Here is a 16,244-nt window from a genome sequence, read left to right on the forward strand (position 1 = left end):
TATTAGTACGTTTATAGGAAGATTATGTAAAAACATTAATACAGGATCAAGGTTGCTCGGAGCAAGAAATACTTGAAGCAATCGGAGTGACTGCTGCCTTTGGCGGTGGGGCGGCAATGAGCCAGGCAGTTACTCTTGTCCAAGAATGTATACTAGAATTAAATCAGCTGAAGCAGTAATGGAAGTAAGTTAAAAAAACGCTATGACAAGTACAAGTCACCTTTAAGCTGACAAGTATCTTCCCATAGTGTTTTTTTATGACCAACTATAGGGTAAATTCTTGTGGTGGTTCGCCATCTAGATTCAGAATGCGGACCGTTTCAGGTTTAATTTCGAGAAACACATAGTTGGGATCTTCGGGACCATCAAACCATTTTTTAAAAGATTCATCCAAATATTGCTTCTTAAAAACTGGTCATATATCTCGGAAGGGGATTTAATATTACTCCTGGGATTTAATAGCGAATAACTTTGTTTCTTAGACCGTCCTTAAACACAACAGGACAGTCTTTTTTATTTGTAAAGGTACGCTAAGAGTGAGGTTTTTTGAACGGAAAATTGTGTATAATGAGTTGGATAACCATTAGATAAGTGAATTGGAGAGAAACTTATGTTTTTTCGTTTAATGTATCATATCGTCCTGCCTATTTATGTCGTATTTGTCATTTTTTCCTCGATAACGTTGGGGAGATCTCAAAACGATTTTTTAATCATTTTACTAGGTATTCTTTTTATAACAAGCATTTATGTGGAAAGGATTTATTTTCTTTACCGATCGTTCTCAATATGTTATATTGACGATGGGAGGAGGAAAATAGTATGGCAAGAAGTAAAGAATTCGAAGAGAACGTAGTATTAGACAAGGCGATGAAGCTCTTTTGGGCACAAGGTTATGAGAAGACATCCTTGACCGATCTGGTCGAGTATATGGGAATCCATCGCAGAAGTTTGTATGACACATTTGGCGACAAACATACGCTGTTTTTGAAAGCAATGGATCGATTTCGCGATAAAGTCAGTGCTGAGCTTACGGGAGAAGTTAAACGATCCAAGACTGCAGCGGAGGCTCTTCAGTTTATTTTTAGTTTCATGATAAATGGTGAAGAGAACTCGCCTTCAGGCTGTTTAATGGTGAATTCGGCGGTGGAATTGGCAATGCGCGATGCCGATGTGGATTCAAAGTCCACTGAATCGTTCACACTATCAGAGCAGCTATTCAAGGATATTATTCTGTGGGGGCAGGAGGAGGGAGAATTTACCTCAGATTACGATGCCGGCGAACTGGCGGAACATCTGCATACTGTTTGTGTTGGGTTAAGGGTAATGACAAGAACCTCCATTCCCAAAGAAAAACTACACCGTATAGCCAATTTATCCATAAAACTTTTAGATAAATAATTATTTTATTCTTAGAATTATAGTTCCTATATGAGTAAGTCTGAGCTGTAGTAAAGCTTACTCCTAAGAATATATCATTGCTTATGCATTTTTTAGAATGATCGTTCTCGTATATGAGTCTTTCCTTGCTTAAGCTCTCTCCATGAAGGGATCATTCTTTTGTGTTTTTTAGAATGATCGTTCTCGTATATGAGTCTTTCCTTGCTTAAGCTCTCTCCATGAAGGGATCATTCTTTTGTGTTTTTTAGAATGGTCGTTCTCGTAGATGAGTCTTGTCTTACTTAAAGCTCTTTCCATGAAGGGATCAAGAGGGGTAAGTATAGCTTATAGAATGAAGAATGGCGTACAACTGAAAAATTGTACGCCATTCTTTCATCAGAAAAAGAAATTGTGGGAAACAGCTGTCTTGGTAATTAATATAATAAAAGTTTGTGCCGTTTTTTGGCTCAACCTGAAAATCAGTGCTTGACGCATGAATTACGTGTATTTGCAGGCGTTTAGTGCATTCTTGGGCTATACCCTTCAAGCACTGGTTTTTGTTTTGAGTCACCTACATTCAACGCTAGAGATTGCATTTCATGAAAAGCCACCAAAACATTGTAAAGGAAGAGGATGAAAAAATGAGAGCTGCTCAAATGCAGAAATATTCAAAAGAAGTTCAAGTGGAATTGAATGATGTTAAAATACCAGAAATTAATAGCCGGGAGGTACTCGTTAAAGTAAAAGCAGCAGGTGTTAATCCATTAGATATCCTTATTTTAAATGGAAGTATTCGAATGATATCTGATTATGATTTACCATTAACTTTAGGAAATGAACTATCTGGCGTTATTGAGGCTGTTGGAAAAGATGTTGAGAACTTCCACGTTGGTGACCACATTTATACGAGGTTGCCAGTTAATCAAATTGGAGCTTTTGCTGAATATGCGGTCGTCAATGAAGATGCTATAGCCTTAATGCCTAAAAATCTATCCTTTATTGAAGCAGCCGCTGTTCCTCTCACAGCTTTGACTGCTTATCAAGCATTAAATGACGTACTCAATGCTCAGCCTAACAAAAAGTTATTTATCCCTGGAGGAACTGGTGGCTTTGGTGCTATGGCAATCCCCATCGCCAAATCAATGGGGTTATATGTTATAACAAGCGGCAGTGAAAGAGGTAGATCACGTACACTGTCGATTGGCGCTGATAGATTCATAAATTATCATGAGGAAAACTATGCCAACATTTTATCTGATATAGATTATGTTATCGACACCTTGGGAGCAAAAGAGATAAAAGCAGAACTTGGTATCTTAAAACCTCAAGGAAAGTTAGTATCATTAAAAGCCGTACCTAATTATCGGTTTGCGGTTGACAATAATTTTCCAATGTGGAAAAAATTATTGTTTGGTTTAGTGGGTGCTCGTGTAGATTTTTTAGCACGTAAACATAAAAATGAATATCACTTTTTATTCGTACACGCCAATGGCAGTCAATTACAAAGAATCACTAATCTTGTTGAAAAAGAAAATATCACGCCCTCTATTGATTCAATTTATAATTTTAATGACATTAACAAAGCATTAATAAAAGTTTCTACTGGACACTCACAAGGCAAAGTTATTTTAACCTTCTAATCTAAAATTTAAGTACGTGGAAGAACTCTTGTTAAACTATAAAGTGCTTTCCTTTTATAGATCTAGCTGCCAATAGGGTAGCTTTTTATTTATGTCGCAAACGGGGAAGCATTCGAGTAATGAATAAAACCAAAATGTATAAGTTTGTGAAAAAATAGTTAACGGTGGCTTTAGTGTAAAAAAGGGTTGCTGCGGCAGCTCTTTTTCTTGTTCCACTACCGGGTGAGGTTAGTTCAATATGAAATGGATCACAACAGAAAAAATTATTTTATTGACCTTCTTTGGAAATAAAACAGCACCCCTTGGAAGAGTGCTGGATGAATCCCAAATCAGGGATAAAAGCTTATTATTGTGTAGTAAGGTCTGAAAGTTTAACTAACTTAATATGATTATCATTTTTAATTTCGGAGTAACCGCTATCGTATATCCAATGAATTACATAAATTTTTGACTCAAATATTACTTTATTACCTTTAACCAACAAATAAATGCCCCCTTTTATCTGAATTTGAACCTTTTTTAGCAAGTAGCTTAATTTATTAACAGAAACTTAAAGTATCATTATTAAAATCCCTTTTAAGAGTGGTGGAAACCTATTATGGACGTCCTATTTCTATTCAAGCGATGAAGAATTTAACTTTGCTCCTTTAACCTAGCTTTACGAAGATAGAAGCCGTATATGAAACCAGTCATAATGTTAACAATCGAGAAGCATATAAAAATATTTCGATAAACCATTTCCAAAGATAAACCTTCTTGAATGGTTATGAGTAATCCAGAAATAGTCACTCCGAGACCCGCACCGAAAAATTGCATTAATTGGACGATTCCTATCCCCGAACCAATTTGATTGATTGGCAAGATCCTTGTTATCTCGTTCGAAATACTCGAAGAAATTGCCGTAAAGCCAACGCTAGCAAACATATAAATGGAAAGGATAAAATAGGGATTTGCAGAAGAGAACCAAGCAAATAAGATTGAGGCACTTAATAACAATAACTGCCCAAAAATACTGCAATTTTTTCCTTTGAAACGTCTAAACCTACATATTTAATGGTATCCTTCATAATAGCTAGCTCCTTTCGTAATGTAGCTCTGATTTGGTTTGTTTTTCCAGTAAACAGTGTAACCAAATTAACCTACGGTGTTACGAGTAAGGAGCTAGTTTCGTTCATGATAACTTAAAGTAACGGGTGCAAGAGTTACAGTTTGGAGCTGTCTCCGTGATATATCCTCTAGTGTAGACACGGTAAAAAAAAAAGCCGATACTGTCTATCATTGTAGGGGTATTTTTATGCCGAAATAAGGAAGAAAATTTAATCCAATATATAGTTTTGAAGAGATAGTTAAATAGTCATATAAGCCTTTTATTTCTCTCTTATCAGACAAACCATGCTTCTAATTGATGGTTAGAATAAAACCAATAGCTGTTCTGTTTGCGGTTTAAAATAGTAGACTTGTCAACTGCTCACTGTTGTTCTTGAATGATGAATCAGGGGAAGGATTAGAATATTTTTCCTTAGACAAGGCATACTAAAAACATAATTTATAGCAAATGCAGAAAGGGACGGAGTTGATGTTTTATTTTCTGAAGTTTTTAAGAGGAAAGCGCTCTTCTCGGTTCCATCACACAAGCTATAATTCTAATCTTCAGAAAAAAAATATGGAAGATGATGTCCTGGACTCTGATTTATCCCAAAATACAGAGAATCTCCAACTGCTATTTTCTCAAGCACCGGATTTAGTGATTCGTCGCTTTCTCATCGCCCCGAGTAAAACGGAGGCCGCTTTGGCGTACTTGTCCGGTTTGACGGATAAAGATGCAATCCATAATTATGTTCTAAAGCCATTGATGCATAGTTCCTTCGATCCTAATAAGGAACTGCCAGTCACAATAGGAGAAATCGAAATGGTCTATACGTGGGGGCAAATCGAAAATGCGATTCTAGGAGGAGATAGCGTTTTATTGATAAACGGGCAAATCACCGGTTATCAATTAGATACAAAAGGGTGGCCGCAAAGACAGCCTAATAATCCTCAAAATGAAATATCTCTAAAAGGTGCTAATCAAGGATTTGTAGAAACAGGGAGTCAAAATATTGCCCTAATCCGCAGGTATATTCCCCATCAGGAATTAATCTTAAAAGAGATGACCGTCGGTATTCGAGGGAAAACAAAGGTTTCCCTTTTATATTTGAGAGATGTAGCTTCTAAAGACGTACTAAGAGAACTGGAAACGCGGATTCAAAATATTACAGTAGACGCGGTCATTAATACCGGCGAACTTATCGAGTTCATTGAAGATAATCCCTATTCACCGTTTCCGCAAATGATGTTGACGGAAAGACCAGATACAGCTGTATCCCATATTCTTCAGGGAAGATTTGTGATTATTATGGATCATTCTCCGAACGTATTGATTGCTCCGGCAAACTTTATGTCCTTTTTTCAGGCTGTGGATGATTACGGTACCCGTTGGTTAGTTTCTTCCTTTATCCGAGTCATGCGTTTTATAGCCTTTATGATTGCCTTATTTTTGCCTGCCACTTACGTTGCCTTTATTTCCTATAATTTTGAAGTCATCCCGATGGAGCTTTTGCTTACGATTGCAGAATCAAGGATTCAAGTTCCGTTCCCACCCGTAATGGAAGCTGTGATTATGGAAATGATCCTGGAATTGATGAGGGAAGCTGCATTAAGGCTGCCGACTCCAATCGGTCAGACCATTGGCATTGTTGGCGGCATTATCATTGGCCAGGCGGCTGTGCAGGTGGGAATTGTCAGCAACATTATGATCATAGTCGTTGCCGTTACAGCCATCGCTTCTTATAACATCCCTAATTATGATATGAGTTCATCCATCAGACTGTTAAGATTTCCTATGATGCTATCCGCTGCCATGTTTGGAATTGTAGGGATTGTCATCGGATGGATGACCATAGTCGGCCACCTGATTAGTCTTGAATCACTAGGCACGCCTTATGGAACTCCTCTGGCTCCTTTCCGATTTGCCGATATGAAGGATGCGTTTCTGCGCTTCCCTTTATGGACAATGAAAAGCCGCCCTAAAGGCACAGGAGCTATTCCAACTATTCGACAAGGGAGAAATCGCACTAAAAGGTGAAACGATGAAAAAATATGCCTATAACGAAATCACTCTCATGCAATATATTTTTTTGATTAATGGAACACAGGTGGGAACTGGGGTCCTATCCCTCCCACGTATACTTGCGGAAAAAGCAGGTACCGACGGGTGGATCGCTATCCTGATTGGCTGGTTTTTCTCTGCCGCTGCCAGCATTTTTTTGGTTAAAACGTGCGAAAAATATCCTGATGAAACCCTTATCGAAATTCTTATCCGTTTATTCGGAAAAATTGTGGGAAAAGCAGTCGTCATCGTTTACATGGTGTACTTTGCTTTTTACGCTTGGGCCATTCTTGTGAATGGCAGTCTATATATCAAAGCATGGTTCCTGCCTAAAACCCCTAATTATATCATTTTACTGTTATTTTCGGTTCCTACTTTTTTTGTAGCCCGTAACGGGGTTCGCGTTTTAGCAAGATACTCCGAGCTGTCTTTTTACATGGTCATTTGGATTCCTTTGTTTTTCCTGATACCGCTAAGGGACGGAAATTGGCTGCACTTTCTTCCGGTGCTTAAAGAAGGGTGGAGACCAGTATTATCCGCTGTGCCGACCACTGTTTTTTCCTTTTTGGGATTTGAAGTCGCGTTCTTCCTGTACCCCTTTTTGCAAAAAAAGCAGCATGCGGTTCTCGGAATCACGATTGCGAACACCTTAACGATGTTGTTTTATGTTTTAGTGACGATTGCCTGCTTTGCCTATTTTAGTCCCGATGGGATTATCGAATTTAATCAACCCGTCCTGAATTTGCTTAAACTAATTGAATTTCGTTTTTTGGAGCGTTTTGACATGGTTTTATTGGCTGTTTATCTGATTGTTGTTTCCACAGCCTGGATACCTTGTGTATTCATTACTGCCTTTTGTTCTAGTCAATTGCTGGGAAAACAGGATCACAGCCAGCACGTCATTATTTTATTATTGATCATTATTGGATTGGTCTTTTGGCGTGATCCTACTTGGATTGAATCGGAAAAGTGGCAGCTAATGGTTGCCAAAGGAGGGCTGCAATTGGCATTCATAGCTCCTCCCTTTTTATGGATCTATAGCTGGATATATGAAAAGTTCCGTCGGAGGGTAAGCCATTGAAAAGGAAGATACTACTTTGCCTATCGCTCTTGGCTATGATGATGACCGGATGCGTGGACCAAATAAATGTTGAAGATGTCACTCTGTCACTTATACTAGGTTTAGACCTGGATGAGGATGATCATTTAGTGGTGTACATGTCCAGTCCGGTGTTTAATAAAGAAGCAAAGGTAAAAGAGGAGAAAGTCGAAGTGAAAGCTGTTACGATTCGAAATTCCAGGGAACTTTTTGATATGACGGTAATGGCTTTGACATCGGGAAGCAAAACGCAATTAATCTTAATCGGAAAAAAGCTGCTTAAACGAAAAAATTGGATCAATTATATCGATCCCTTTTATCGGGACCCCAAAAATACGGTAACCACACGAGTTGTCTCCGTAGATGGGCCTGTTTCGGACGTCATTTTTTTTAGGCCAAAAGACAAGCCGCGTCTACCTTTGTATTTGGCAAATTTAGTGGATACGGCATACAGAAGAAATGTCACTGTAAAAACCACCATTCAAGAATTTCATGAGCAAACGACGGAAAAAGGGATGACAGCAAGCATCACCGAAATGAAAAAAGACCACAAAATCATGTTGACCGGCACGGCTCTGCTAGATGAACAGAGCAGATATAAGTTAAGCATAAAACCACATGAAAACAAATTATTACGCATCCTGCAGAATAAAACAAAAGGTGATTTCCCATTTACCATTTCAGTCCCTTTGGAATCGAATGGACGGGATAAACATTGGATCAGCTTTAGTACGCCGAACGTCAAGGTAAAAACAAAGGTAAGGTATGACGGTCATTTTATTTTTGACACAGACGTAAGAATGAGAATTGCCATTACAGAACGGCTTTTTCCATTCAATGTAAGGAAGGACACAGCGAAACTGCAAAAGAGTATAGAAACGAAACTGCAAGCAGATTTCGAGCGCTTAATAAAGAAAACGCAAACCGCCTCCATTGACCCGTTTGGATTTGGGATTTATGCAAGAGCCTATACGTATCCAGAGTGGAAAAAAGTCCAAAATCAATGGGGGAAAGCCTTTTCGAAGGCTGATGTAAACGTCAAAGTACGTGTAACCATTGGCGGGATGGGAACGATTAAGTAACACGGGCCAATGATGTTCTATTTAAAAAAGGCTATTCTTTTTGTGAATGATTACATAAAGGATAGCTTTTTGGTTATGGTGCATCTTACTCGTTTTCAACTAATAGAACAAAGGAAAATAGATTTTCTAATTCCAACCACAAAAGATTAAAAATTCCAATGGAATGGTAATTAGCCTGGGATTATAAAACTTTACAAGATCCAGAAAAAATAAATAAGATGGGGGAATTTCATAATAAAGTTACCGAAGCAAGAAGGGGTTATTTTGATTATTGGTTAAAAAATACCTTTTTACATTGGGATTTTTTTGTATCACTGGCTTTTACAATCATACCTTTACTCATATGGGTCAAGTTTCGTAAGAAAGAGAGTACAAACCGTCTTTTATTTGTTGGTTGTTTTGCTGCACTTGTTTCTTCATGGCTTGATTTTTTAGGAGTGCAATATGGAAAGTGGTATTATACGGGGAAAGTTTTTCCAACTATTCCTTCTTACGTTCCTTGGGATTTTGTGCTTATACCTGTCTCAATTATGTTTCTTATTCAACTTAAGCCGCATGTATCTCCTATTCTTAAAGGAGGAATTTTTGCAGTAGGAAGCGCATTCATTGGAGAGCCCTTTTTAAATGGTTAGGTCTTTATGTCTCAACTAATTGGAATGAATTTTATTCTTTCCCCATTTACTTTGTTATTTACTTAATAAGCCATCGCCTTAGTAAATTGAAAAATTTTGAACCTATTAATTAAATTTTATAATGGCGTGAAATAGGTGGGTAAAAATAGTAAAATTCAATCTTTCTTACTTTTTGATGCATTACTCCAAGGGTAATGCATTTTCTTGTTTATAGATATTGAGTTTGTGAAGAATTGTACTTAAAGTAACGGGTGCTTGAGTTGAACAATCAGCTGCCATCCTTGGTGGCTTTTTCTTATTGTGCTAACGGGGCAGGTTAGTGGAATAAGCTACAGTTTTTTATTTAAAAAACAACCAAAAACCGTACTGTTAAGCATTTATAAAGACAGGCACCATCAATTGTAAGAATGGTGCTATTTATTTTGTTTAAATCGAAAAATTGATGATACGAAATACTCTCATAAGGAATACTAGGAACTTAAAAGGAGGTTTTATAAAAAGTGAATGACCTAGAGCTACACCATATTTTCGAACTTGGACTTATATTAGTTATGATTGCAGCTGGTATTACTGCCATCGCCAAAAAATTAAAGCAACCTTACCCAATTGCATTGGTAATTGTTGGGACTATTATTGGTCTTGTAAACATTCCTGCTTTAGAGCCATTAAAGGGTTTGATTACAGAAGGTGAAGTTTTCAACTTTGTCATCATTACGCTGTTCTTGCCTGCTTTATTAGGTGAAGCGGCTTTAAAGCTGCCTTTTTCCCATTTAAAGGAGAATAAAGAACCCATTCTAGCTCTAGCTTTTGGAGCAACTCTTTTATCCTTTCTCATTGTCGGTTTTTCTACGATATGGCTTTTAGGTTTTTCGATTCCTACAGCGTTTGTTTTTGCTGCTTTAATGAGTGCTACTGATCCTGTAAGCGTTATATCAATTTTTAAAAGTGTCGGGGTAAATAAAAGGCTGGCAACTGTTATTGAAGGAGAAAGTTTATTTAATGATGGACTTGCGGTTGTCCTTTTTAAAATTTCCGCTTTTTATTTACTTATATATCTTGACCTTGGAGTTGTAGGTGTTGGCTATGGATTATGGGAATTTATTAAGGTAATCACATTTGGGCTCATCATTGGTGGTGCACTTGGTTATGCGTTCTCACAATTAACCAAATACTTCGACGATTATCCGTTAGAAATTATCTTTAGTATTATTTTATTTTACGGTTCATTCTTACTAGCTGAAGCGGTTCATGCCTCTGGTGTCATTGCTGTTGTTGTTGCTGCCCTGATTTTTGGAAATTACGGAGCAAAAATTGGCATGAGTCCGACGACGAAGTTAAATATTAATAATTTTTGGGAAGTTACTGCACTGCTAGCCAATTCAATCGTATTTCTAATGGTAGGATTGGAAATAACCAACATTAACTTAGCGGACAAATGGAGCTTAGTATTTTTTGCCTTATTGATTGTGCTTATTGCAAGAAGTATTGCAGTCTATGCAAGTCTATTATTTACCAAGAATTTTCCAACTTCCTGGAAGCACGTTATCAACTGGGGAGGTCTTAAGGGGTCTTTATCCATTGCTCTTGTTTTAAGTCTTCCTCGTGATTTTACGGGACGGGAGGAAATCTTGATTATAGCTTTTAGTGTGGTATTGTTCTCATTGGTGGTTCAAGGACTATCTATAAAACCGCTATTATCCCTCTTAGGGGTTAATAGAAAAGAAGAAGCATTTAAGGAATATGAAGAAATAATAGCTAGGGGACACCGATTTGAAACAGCCATAACGGAAATACAAACAGTTAGAAAAAAATTATTAATTACGGAAACCGCAGCCAAAGAGATCATTACACAATATGAACAAGAACTAACTGCATTGCAGAACAAAATAGAGAAACTTTTTGAGAAGTATCCAGGACTAAAAGAAAAAGAACAAACCATCTTACAAAAACACGCATTATACGCACAACACGAAGCCATCGAAAAACTGAACAAAGAAGAAATTATCTCTAACGAAGTAGCTGAGCACGAATACAATCAAATTACTGACCAACTAGTGAAATTAGAAGATTTACATTAATAATTAAAAATATTCTCATGTTATATTATCTAGAAGAAGAAATAGATAATAGTAATGTGCGATGCTTGGAGAAGACATCGCCTTTATTTTTAGTTTAATGTTTAGTTTTCTATTTTACATTCATAAACAATTACAGTAGGGCGAATCCTAAAAAGAGAATTTCTATGTATTGTTTTTGGCATGATAATTTTTATTCTAAAAAGAAACCAAAAGCATCCTGCCCAAATCCTTGTTTTGGGTTTCGGTAGTCTAATATTATTGGGGACTTTTTTTTTTATGCTGCCAATTGCTACCTATGAAGAGGGACGTGGACTTAACTTCATCGATGCTTTATTTGAGGCAACGTCTGCTGTCTGTGTTACAGGGCTGGCTGTTGTGGATACGGGAACAACCTTTACTTTATTTGGAGAAATTGTTCTTCTATGTTTAATTCAAATTGGCGGTTGGGGGTTTATGACCACGGGAACATTTATGTTTATAATCTTAGGAAAAAAGATTGGATTAAAGGAACGTTTGTTATTGCAAGATTCATTAAATGTATTTTCTCTTTCAGGAGTAGTCAACCTAGTGAAGCGGATCATTCTCATTACTTTTATTGTTGAGCTGCTTGGTGCAATCATTTTGGCGATAAACTGGTCTTTTGAGATGCCTTGGAAGAAAGCCATATACTACGGCATTTTTCATTCTATTTCCGCTTTTAATAATGCTGGTTTTGGACTTGAACCTGATAGTTTAAGTAAATGGGTAGGCGATCCAACAGTAAACATTGTAATTACACTCCTTTTTATTACAGGTGGTATTGGATTTACTGTCATTCTCGATCTTTTCTATAAAAAATCTTTATGCAAATTATCCTTGCATTCTAAAGTTGCTTTATTGATGTCTCTTATCTTAAATATTGTAGGGTTTTTAGTGATATTGAGCACAGAATTTAATAATCCTGCGACCATCGGAAACTTTCCGTTAGGAGATAAACTGTGGGCATCCTATTTCCAAGGAGTCGTCCCGCGTACTGCAGGTTTTAATACGATTGATATTACCCAAATGACCACATCATCTCTTGTGTTTATGATGGCATTAATGTTTATCGGAGCATCATCCGGTTCTACTGGTGGGGGGATTAAAGTAACTACCTATGCTATTATCATTTTTGCCTTTTGGACTGTGATTTCAAATCGAGACGATGTGAATATTTTTAAAAGAAGAATTTCATGGCGATTGGTTAATAAAGCACTATCGATCGTCGTTGCTGCTATTATCTTTATTTTTACGATTTTCTTCTTATTGGCATATACAGAAGATGCAGACATGAGTTTAATTCTCTTCGAAACCATTTCTGCCTTTGGTACGGTTGGGTTATCAGCAGGTTTAACAGCTGATCTATCGCCAGTAGGAAGATTATTGATTACTCTTATGATGTTTATTGGAAGACTAGGACCTTTAACCATGGCTTTTGCACTTTTGAATACACGAAAAGAAGCCAAGGTAAGATATGCAGAAGAAAAAATATTAATTGGCTAGATGAAAATTATTTCTTTTGGGGCGAATGTTAAAAAATGACAAAACAAAGTTATGATGGCACAAATAGGTCTTGTCTTGAAATGGCGTAGAGATAAATCACAAGGATAGCAAAGGAAAGCAATTATTAATGGAATAGGTGCCGTAGTAACTTTCTTTGTTGTAATTATATTCAGTATTACCAAATTTGAAGAAGGCGCTTGAATTGTTGTTGTTATAACTCCTATAATGTTATGGGAATTACAAAAATTAGTAAACATTACGACAGTGTAGGCAAACAATTAAAATTTGATTTAGCCGAGCCTATTCAAAGTACCGATACAATAATAATTATACCTGTTGCCGGTATTCATAAGGTGGTTGTCTCGACAATTTCATATGCAAAATCACTTACTCCAAATGTTGTAGCTTTTTATGTAGCCTTTTCTTCTGAAGATGCTAAAAAAATGGAAGAAAGAAGGGAAGAATGGAATCCAGATGTTCGATTATTTGTAGTTACCTCACGTTATCGAACATTAGTTAAGCCATTAATTGAATTTATAGAGCGGATTGACCACCATTATAAACATGAGAAGAAATTAACGGTGCTATTACCTGAATTTATTACCCATAAGTGGTGGCACCGTCTTTTACACAATCAATCAGCATTTCGTATCCGTTTAATACTTTTGAATAGAAAAGATGTGGTGGTTTCAACTGTTCCGTTTCATTTAAAGGATTGATACCATATTAATTAATGCAAAAGTTCAATGATTTATTCATTGGGCTTTTTTATTATTAATAGATGTTATTGATATAAACGATTAAAAAGGAGGGGATAGGAAAAAATATCAATATAAATGTAATTTAGGAGTGTGGCATATGGAACAGGTATGTAAAATTTGTGGGAATGGTAATGAAGAGAATAAAAAAGATCCCCCATTTGTCTAAAAAAACATTTGGTCCACTCAATTAATACACTGGGTTAACAATCAGATGCATTGTTCGGTTCCTGAATATTACTGTCAATGTTACATAACCTAGCATGTATGAATTTAACAATGAGAATTATCTAAAAATTTTGTTGAAAATTAAGAGGTTGTGTAATATGATATCTTTATTAACAAAGACATGTTATAAAACCTGACATAAAGATTTTACTAAGGAGATGAAAAACATGCAGATGGCGGATACAGTATTTATGTTTTTATCAACGATTCTCGTTTGGATTATGACACCCGGAATTGCTCTTTTTTATGGAGGAATGGTAAAAAGTAAAAACGTGTTAAGCACTGCGATGTACAGCTTTGGCTCAATTGCAATTGTTTCTATTATTTGGATTCTATTTGGTTATTCACTTGCTTTTTCAACGCATGGAAATCCATTTATTGGTGGTCTCGATTGGGTGGGATTAAAAGGTGTAACCTTTAAACCTAATAATGATTACAGTGCAACAATTCCTCATAATCTGTTTATGATGTACCAGCTAACCTTTGCCGTTTTAACGGCAGCGCTTATTTCAGGTGCCTTCGCAGAGCGTATGCGTTTCTCTGCATTTGCTATCTTCACAGTCATATGGTCCATTTTGGTATACTCTCCTGTAGCCCACTGGGTTTGGGGAGTAGGAGGATGGATTCGTAATCTCGGAGCACTCGATTTTGCCGGAGGAAACGTCGTGCATATTACATCCGGTGTTACCGGACTGGTGCTTGCGATCGTTCTTGGGAAAAGAAAAGATGCTGTCACCACGACTCCTCACAACCTGCCACTTACAATTTTGGGAGGAGCCTTAGTCTGGTTTGGATGGTTTGGCTTTAATGTTGGGAGTGCTTTAACCCTTAATGATGTGGCGATGTACGCATTTATCAATACGAATACGGCAGCTGCAGCTGGAATCATTGGCTGGTTAGTAATAGAATGGCTGATAAATAAAAAACCTACGATGCTTGGAGCTATCTCAGGTGCAGTGGCAGGACTTGTTGCGATCACCCCTTCTGCAGGATTTGTTACACCGGCTTCCGCTATTCTTATTGGATTCCTTGGAGGTTCGATTTGTTATTGGGGAGTCTTCTGGGTAAAAGAAAAATTCGGATATGATGATGCTCTAGATGCGTTTGGATTGCATGGAATCGGCGGAACATGGGGTGGAATTGCGACTGGTTTGTTTGCCACAAAATCCGTGAATGCAGCCGGAGCAGATGGATTATTTTATGGAGATCCAAGCTTAGTATTAAAGCAGTTAATTGCAATTGTTGCAACATATCTATTTGTTGGGATAGTATCATATATAATTATTAAAGTTGTAAAAGTCTTCGTCCCTGTCCGGGCAAATGAACATGAAGAATCTCTCGGATTAGATATTACACTGCATGGAGAAAAAGCCTATCACGAAGCATAATTTTCCTAAAAGGGTGATCGTATGAGCGAAGTTCTAACAAAAATTGAAATTATTACACGTCCAACAAAATTTGAAGAATTGAAACAAGCCCTGGCTCAAATCGAAGTGAGTGGAATTACAGTAACCCATGCTCTGGGTGCAGGTTTTCAAAAAGGGTATACCGAAACATACCGGGGCAGGAAATTCGATGTTAATATGTACGAACGGATAAAGGTTGAAATCGTGGTTTGCAAGGTTCCTGTACAGTTAGTAATTGATACGGCACGAAAAGTGTTAAATACCGGACAGCCAGGTGACGGGAAAATTTTTGTATATGAAATCGCCAATGTTATTAAAATACGCACTGGTGAAGAAGGTTATGATGCACTACAAAACACTAAATAGTAATTTCTACTTACCGACAGCCGCCATATTAGGCGGCTTTATTTATTGTATTAAAGGTGTAGTCTAGTTTGATCAATAATTTCTTTTGGATAATTGGTAAGTAAATAAAAATGACGGTCTAATAACTATATCCCTTATAAAAAAATGGAAATTATGTGGAAGAGGCTCCGGCAACAAGATTGTGAAATATTTGTACTTAAACTATCGGGTGCTATAATTCAATAAGCCAAAATATAGAAAAATGCTCAGAGTTTATATGCCCTGAGCATATTTTTATATGCCGATTATTTTGTTAATTTTCTTGTTAATCCTAATTGTTAATTCTCCCGTGATTTTAACCGCTAATTGGAATTTTGTACTTCATAACAGAACCCGTTACTAAAAGACTCATTTTTAATATTTCCGTCAGAACTGAGGGAGATTATCAAGGTTGTTGGTCGGATCACCGTCCGGATTGCTCCGAAGATGTTCCTCTCCATCGCCACCCTTGAAAACATTGACGTTTACAATCATCCCACTTTTTGCCATCTGTTGTGCTTCTTTGTAATCAACAACTTGACCGTTTGACAACTTTAATTCAATAATATCGTCATCTCCATTCTTACGGACGGCGATGACAGATTCTTGACGTTTTTCCATTATTTCGCCTCCTATATATAAGTAGGATGACTTAAAAAAATAAAAAAATTCATATTTTATGAACCTTGCAGCCGAAGATTAGCTGTGTAAATCTTTAGCCCAATGATTGCGGACCTTATTTTATAATGTAATCAATTCGTAGTAGCGGACGCTTTTATAAGTTGTGAATAGTTTCATTTACAATAACGCGTGTATTAATTTAAAATGGGGTCGCGGTAGCAATTCCTTTTTCTTATTGTACTAACAAAGCAGGTTAGCATTCCTGTAGAT

13 protein-coding genes and 1 pseudogene are annotated in these 16,244 nt (G+C 36.9%); 12 read left to right on the plus strand and 2 right to left on the minus strand.

The window, feature by feature from the left end; all coding sequences use genetic code 11:
• Positions 1-44: 44 nt before the first annotated feature.
• The 3 genes and pseudogenes from J7E77_RS19860 to J7E77_RS19870 form a co-directional block, all read left to right on the plus strand.
• Positions 45-179 (plus strand): annotated as a pseudogene (locus J7E77_RS19860) (carboxymuconolactone decarboxylase family protein); the annotation flags it as partial.
• A 640-nt stretch (positions 180-819) separates the two neighbouring features.
• Positions 820-1,398 carry a TetR/AcrR family transcriptional regulator gene (locus J7E77_RS19865; protein ID WP_214716638.1) on the plus strand — a complete coding sequence of 193 codons (579 nt, stop codon included), beginning with the start codon at positions 820-822 and terminating at the stop codon, positions 1,396-1,398.
• Between the two features lie 620 nt (positions 1,399-2,018).
• Positions 2,019-3,017, plus strand: coding sequence for an NADP-dependent oxidoreductase (locus J7E77_RS19870; RefSeq protein ID WP_214716651.1), 999 nt, complete (start codon positions 2,019-2,021; stop codon positions 3,015-3,017).
• A gap of 633 nt (positions 3,018-3,650) precedes the next feature.
• Here the strand turns inward: J7E77_RS19870 and J7E77_RS19875 are convergent.
• Positions 3,651-4,067 carry an MFS transporter gene (locus J7E77_RS19875; RefSeq protein ID WP_374102992.1) on the minus strand — a complete coding sequence of 139 codons (417 nt, stop codon included), beginning with the start codon at positions 4,065-4,067 and terminating at the stop codon, positions 3,651-3,653.
• A gap of 526 nt (positions 4,068-4,593) precedes the next feature.
• Here J7E77_RS19875 and J7E77_RS19880 point away from each other — a divergent pair.
• The 9 genes from J7E77_RS19880 (at position 4,594) to J7E77_RS19920 (ending at position 15,335) form a co-directional block, all read left to right on the plus strand.
• Entirely contained in the window at positions 4,594-6,141 is a 1,548-nt protein-coding gene (locus J7E77_RS19880; RefSeq protein WP_214716640.1) for a spore germination protein, read from the plus strand.
• A gap of 4 nt (positions 6,142-6,145) precedes the next feature.
• Positions 6,146-7,246, plus strand: a complete 1,101-nt coding sequence (locus J7E77_RS19885; protein ID WP_214716641.1) for a GerAB/ArcD/ProY family transporter — start codon at positions 6,146-6,148, stop codon at positions 7,244-7,246.
• Complete coding sequence (locus tag J7E77_RS19890) at positions 7,243-8,346, plus strand: Ger(x)C family spore germination protein (RefSeq protein WP_214716642.1); 1,104 nt, start codon at positions 7,243-7,245, stop codon at positions 8,344-8,346. The genes J7E77_RS19885 and J7E77_RS19890 overlap by 4 nt, the downstream gene beginning before the upstream one ends.
• Before the next feature lie 218 nt (positions 8,347-8,564).
• Positions 8,565-8,978, plus strand: a complete 414-nt coding sequence (locus J7E77_RS19895) for a CBO0543 family protein (RefSeq protein WP_214716643.1) — start codon at positions 8,565-8,567, stop codon at positions 8,976-8,978.
• A 500-nt stretch (positions 8,979-9,478) separates the two neighbouring features.
• Entirely contained in the window at positions 9,479-11,056 is a 1,578-nt protein-coding gene (locus tag J7E77_RS19900; RefSeq protein ID WP_214716644.1) for a Na+/H+ antiporter, read from the plus strand.
• A gap of 180 nt (positions 11,057-11,236) precedes the next feature.
• The gene (locus J7E77_RS19905) at positions 11,237-12,577 is read left to right on the plus strand and encodes a TrkH family potassium uptake protein (RefSeq protein ID WP_214716645.1); all 1,341 of its coding nucleotides are present in this window, start codon (positions 11,237-11,239) and stop codon (positions 12,575-12,577) included.
• A 197-nt stretch (positions 12,578-12,774) separates the two neighbouring features.
• Positions 12,775-13,296 carry a hypothetical protein gene (locus J7E77_RS19910; RefSeq protein WP_214716646.1) on the plus strand — a complete coding sequence of 174 codons (522 nt, stop codon included), beginning with the start codon at positions 12,775-12,777 and terminating at the stop codon, positions 13,294-13,296.
• Between the two features lie 434 nt (positions 13,297-13,730).
• Positions 13,731-14,951: an ammonium transporter gene (locus J7E77_RS19915; protein ID WP_214716647.1), complete on the plus strand. Its 1,221-nt coding sequence runs from the start codon at positions 13,731-13,733 to the stop codon at positions 14,949-14,951.
• 21 nt (positions 14,952-14,972) lie between these two features.
• Positions 14,973-15,335 carry a P-II family nitrogen regulator gene (locus J7E77_RS19920; RefSeq protein ID WP_214716648.1) on the plus strand — a complete coding sequence of 121 codons (363 nt, stop codon included), beginning with the start codon at positions 14,973-14,975 and terminating at the stop codon, positions 15,333-15,335.
• Between the two features lie 405 nt (positions 15,336-15,740).
• Here the strand turns inward: J7E77_RS19920 and J7E77_RS19925 are convergent, their stop codons facing one another.
• The gene (locus J7E77_RS19925) at positions 15,741-15,974 is read right to left on the minus strand and encodes a DUF3892 domain-containing protein (RefSeq protein ID WP_214716649.1); all 234 of its coding nucleotides are present in this window, start codon (positions 15,972-15,974) and stop codon (positions 15,741-15,743) included.
• Positions 15,975-16,244: the final 270 nt, after the last annotated feature.

Source organism: Bacillus sp. ISL-77 (genome assembly GCF_018613105.1).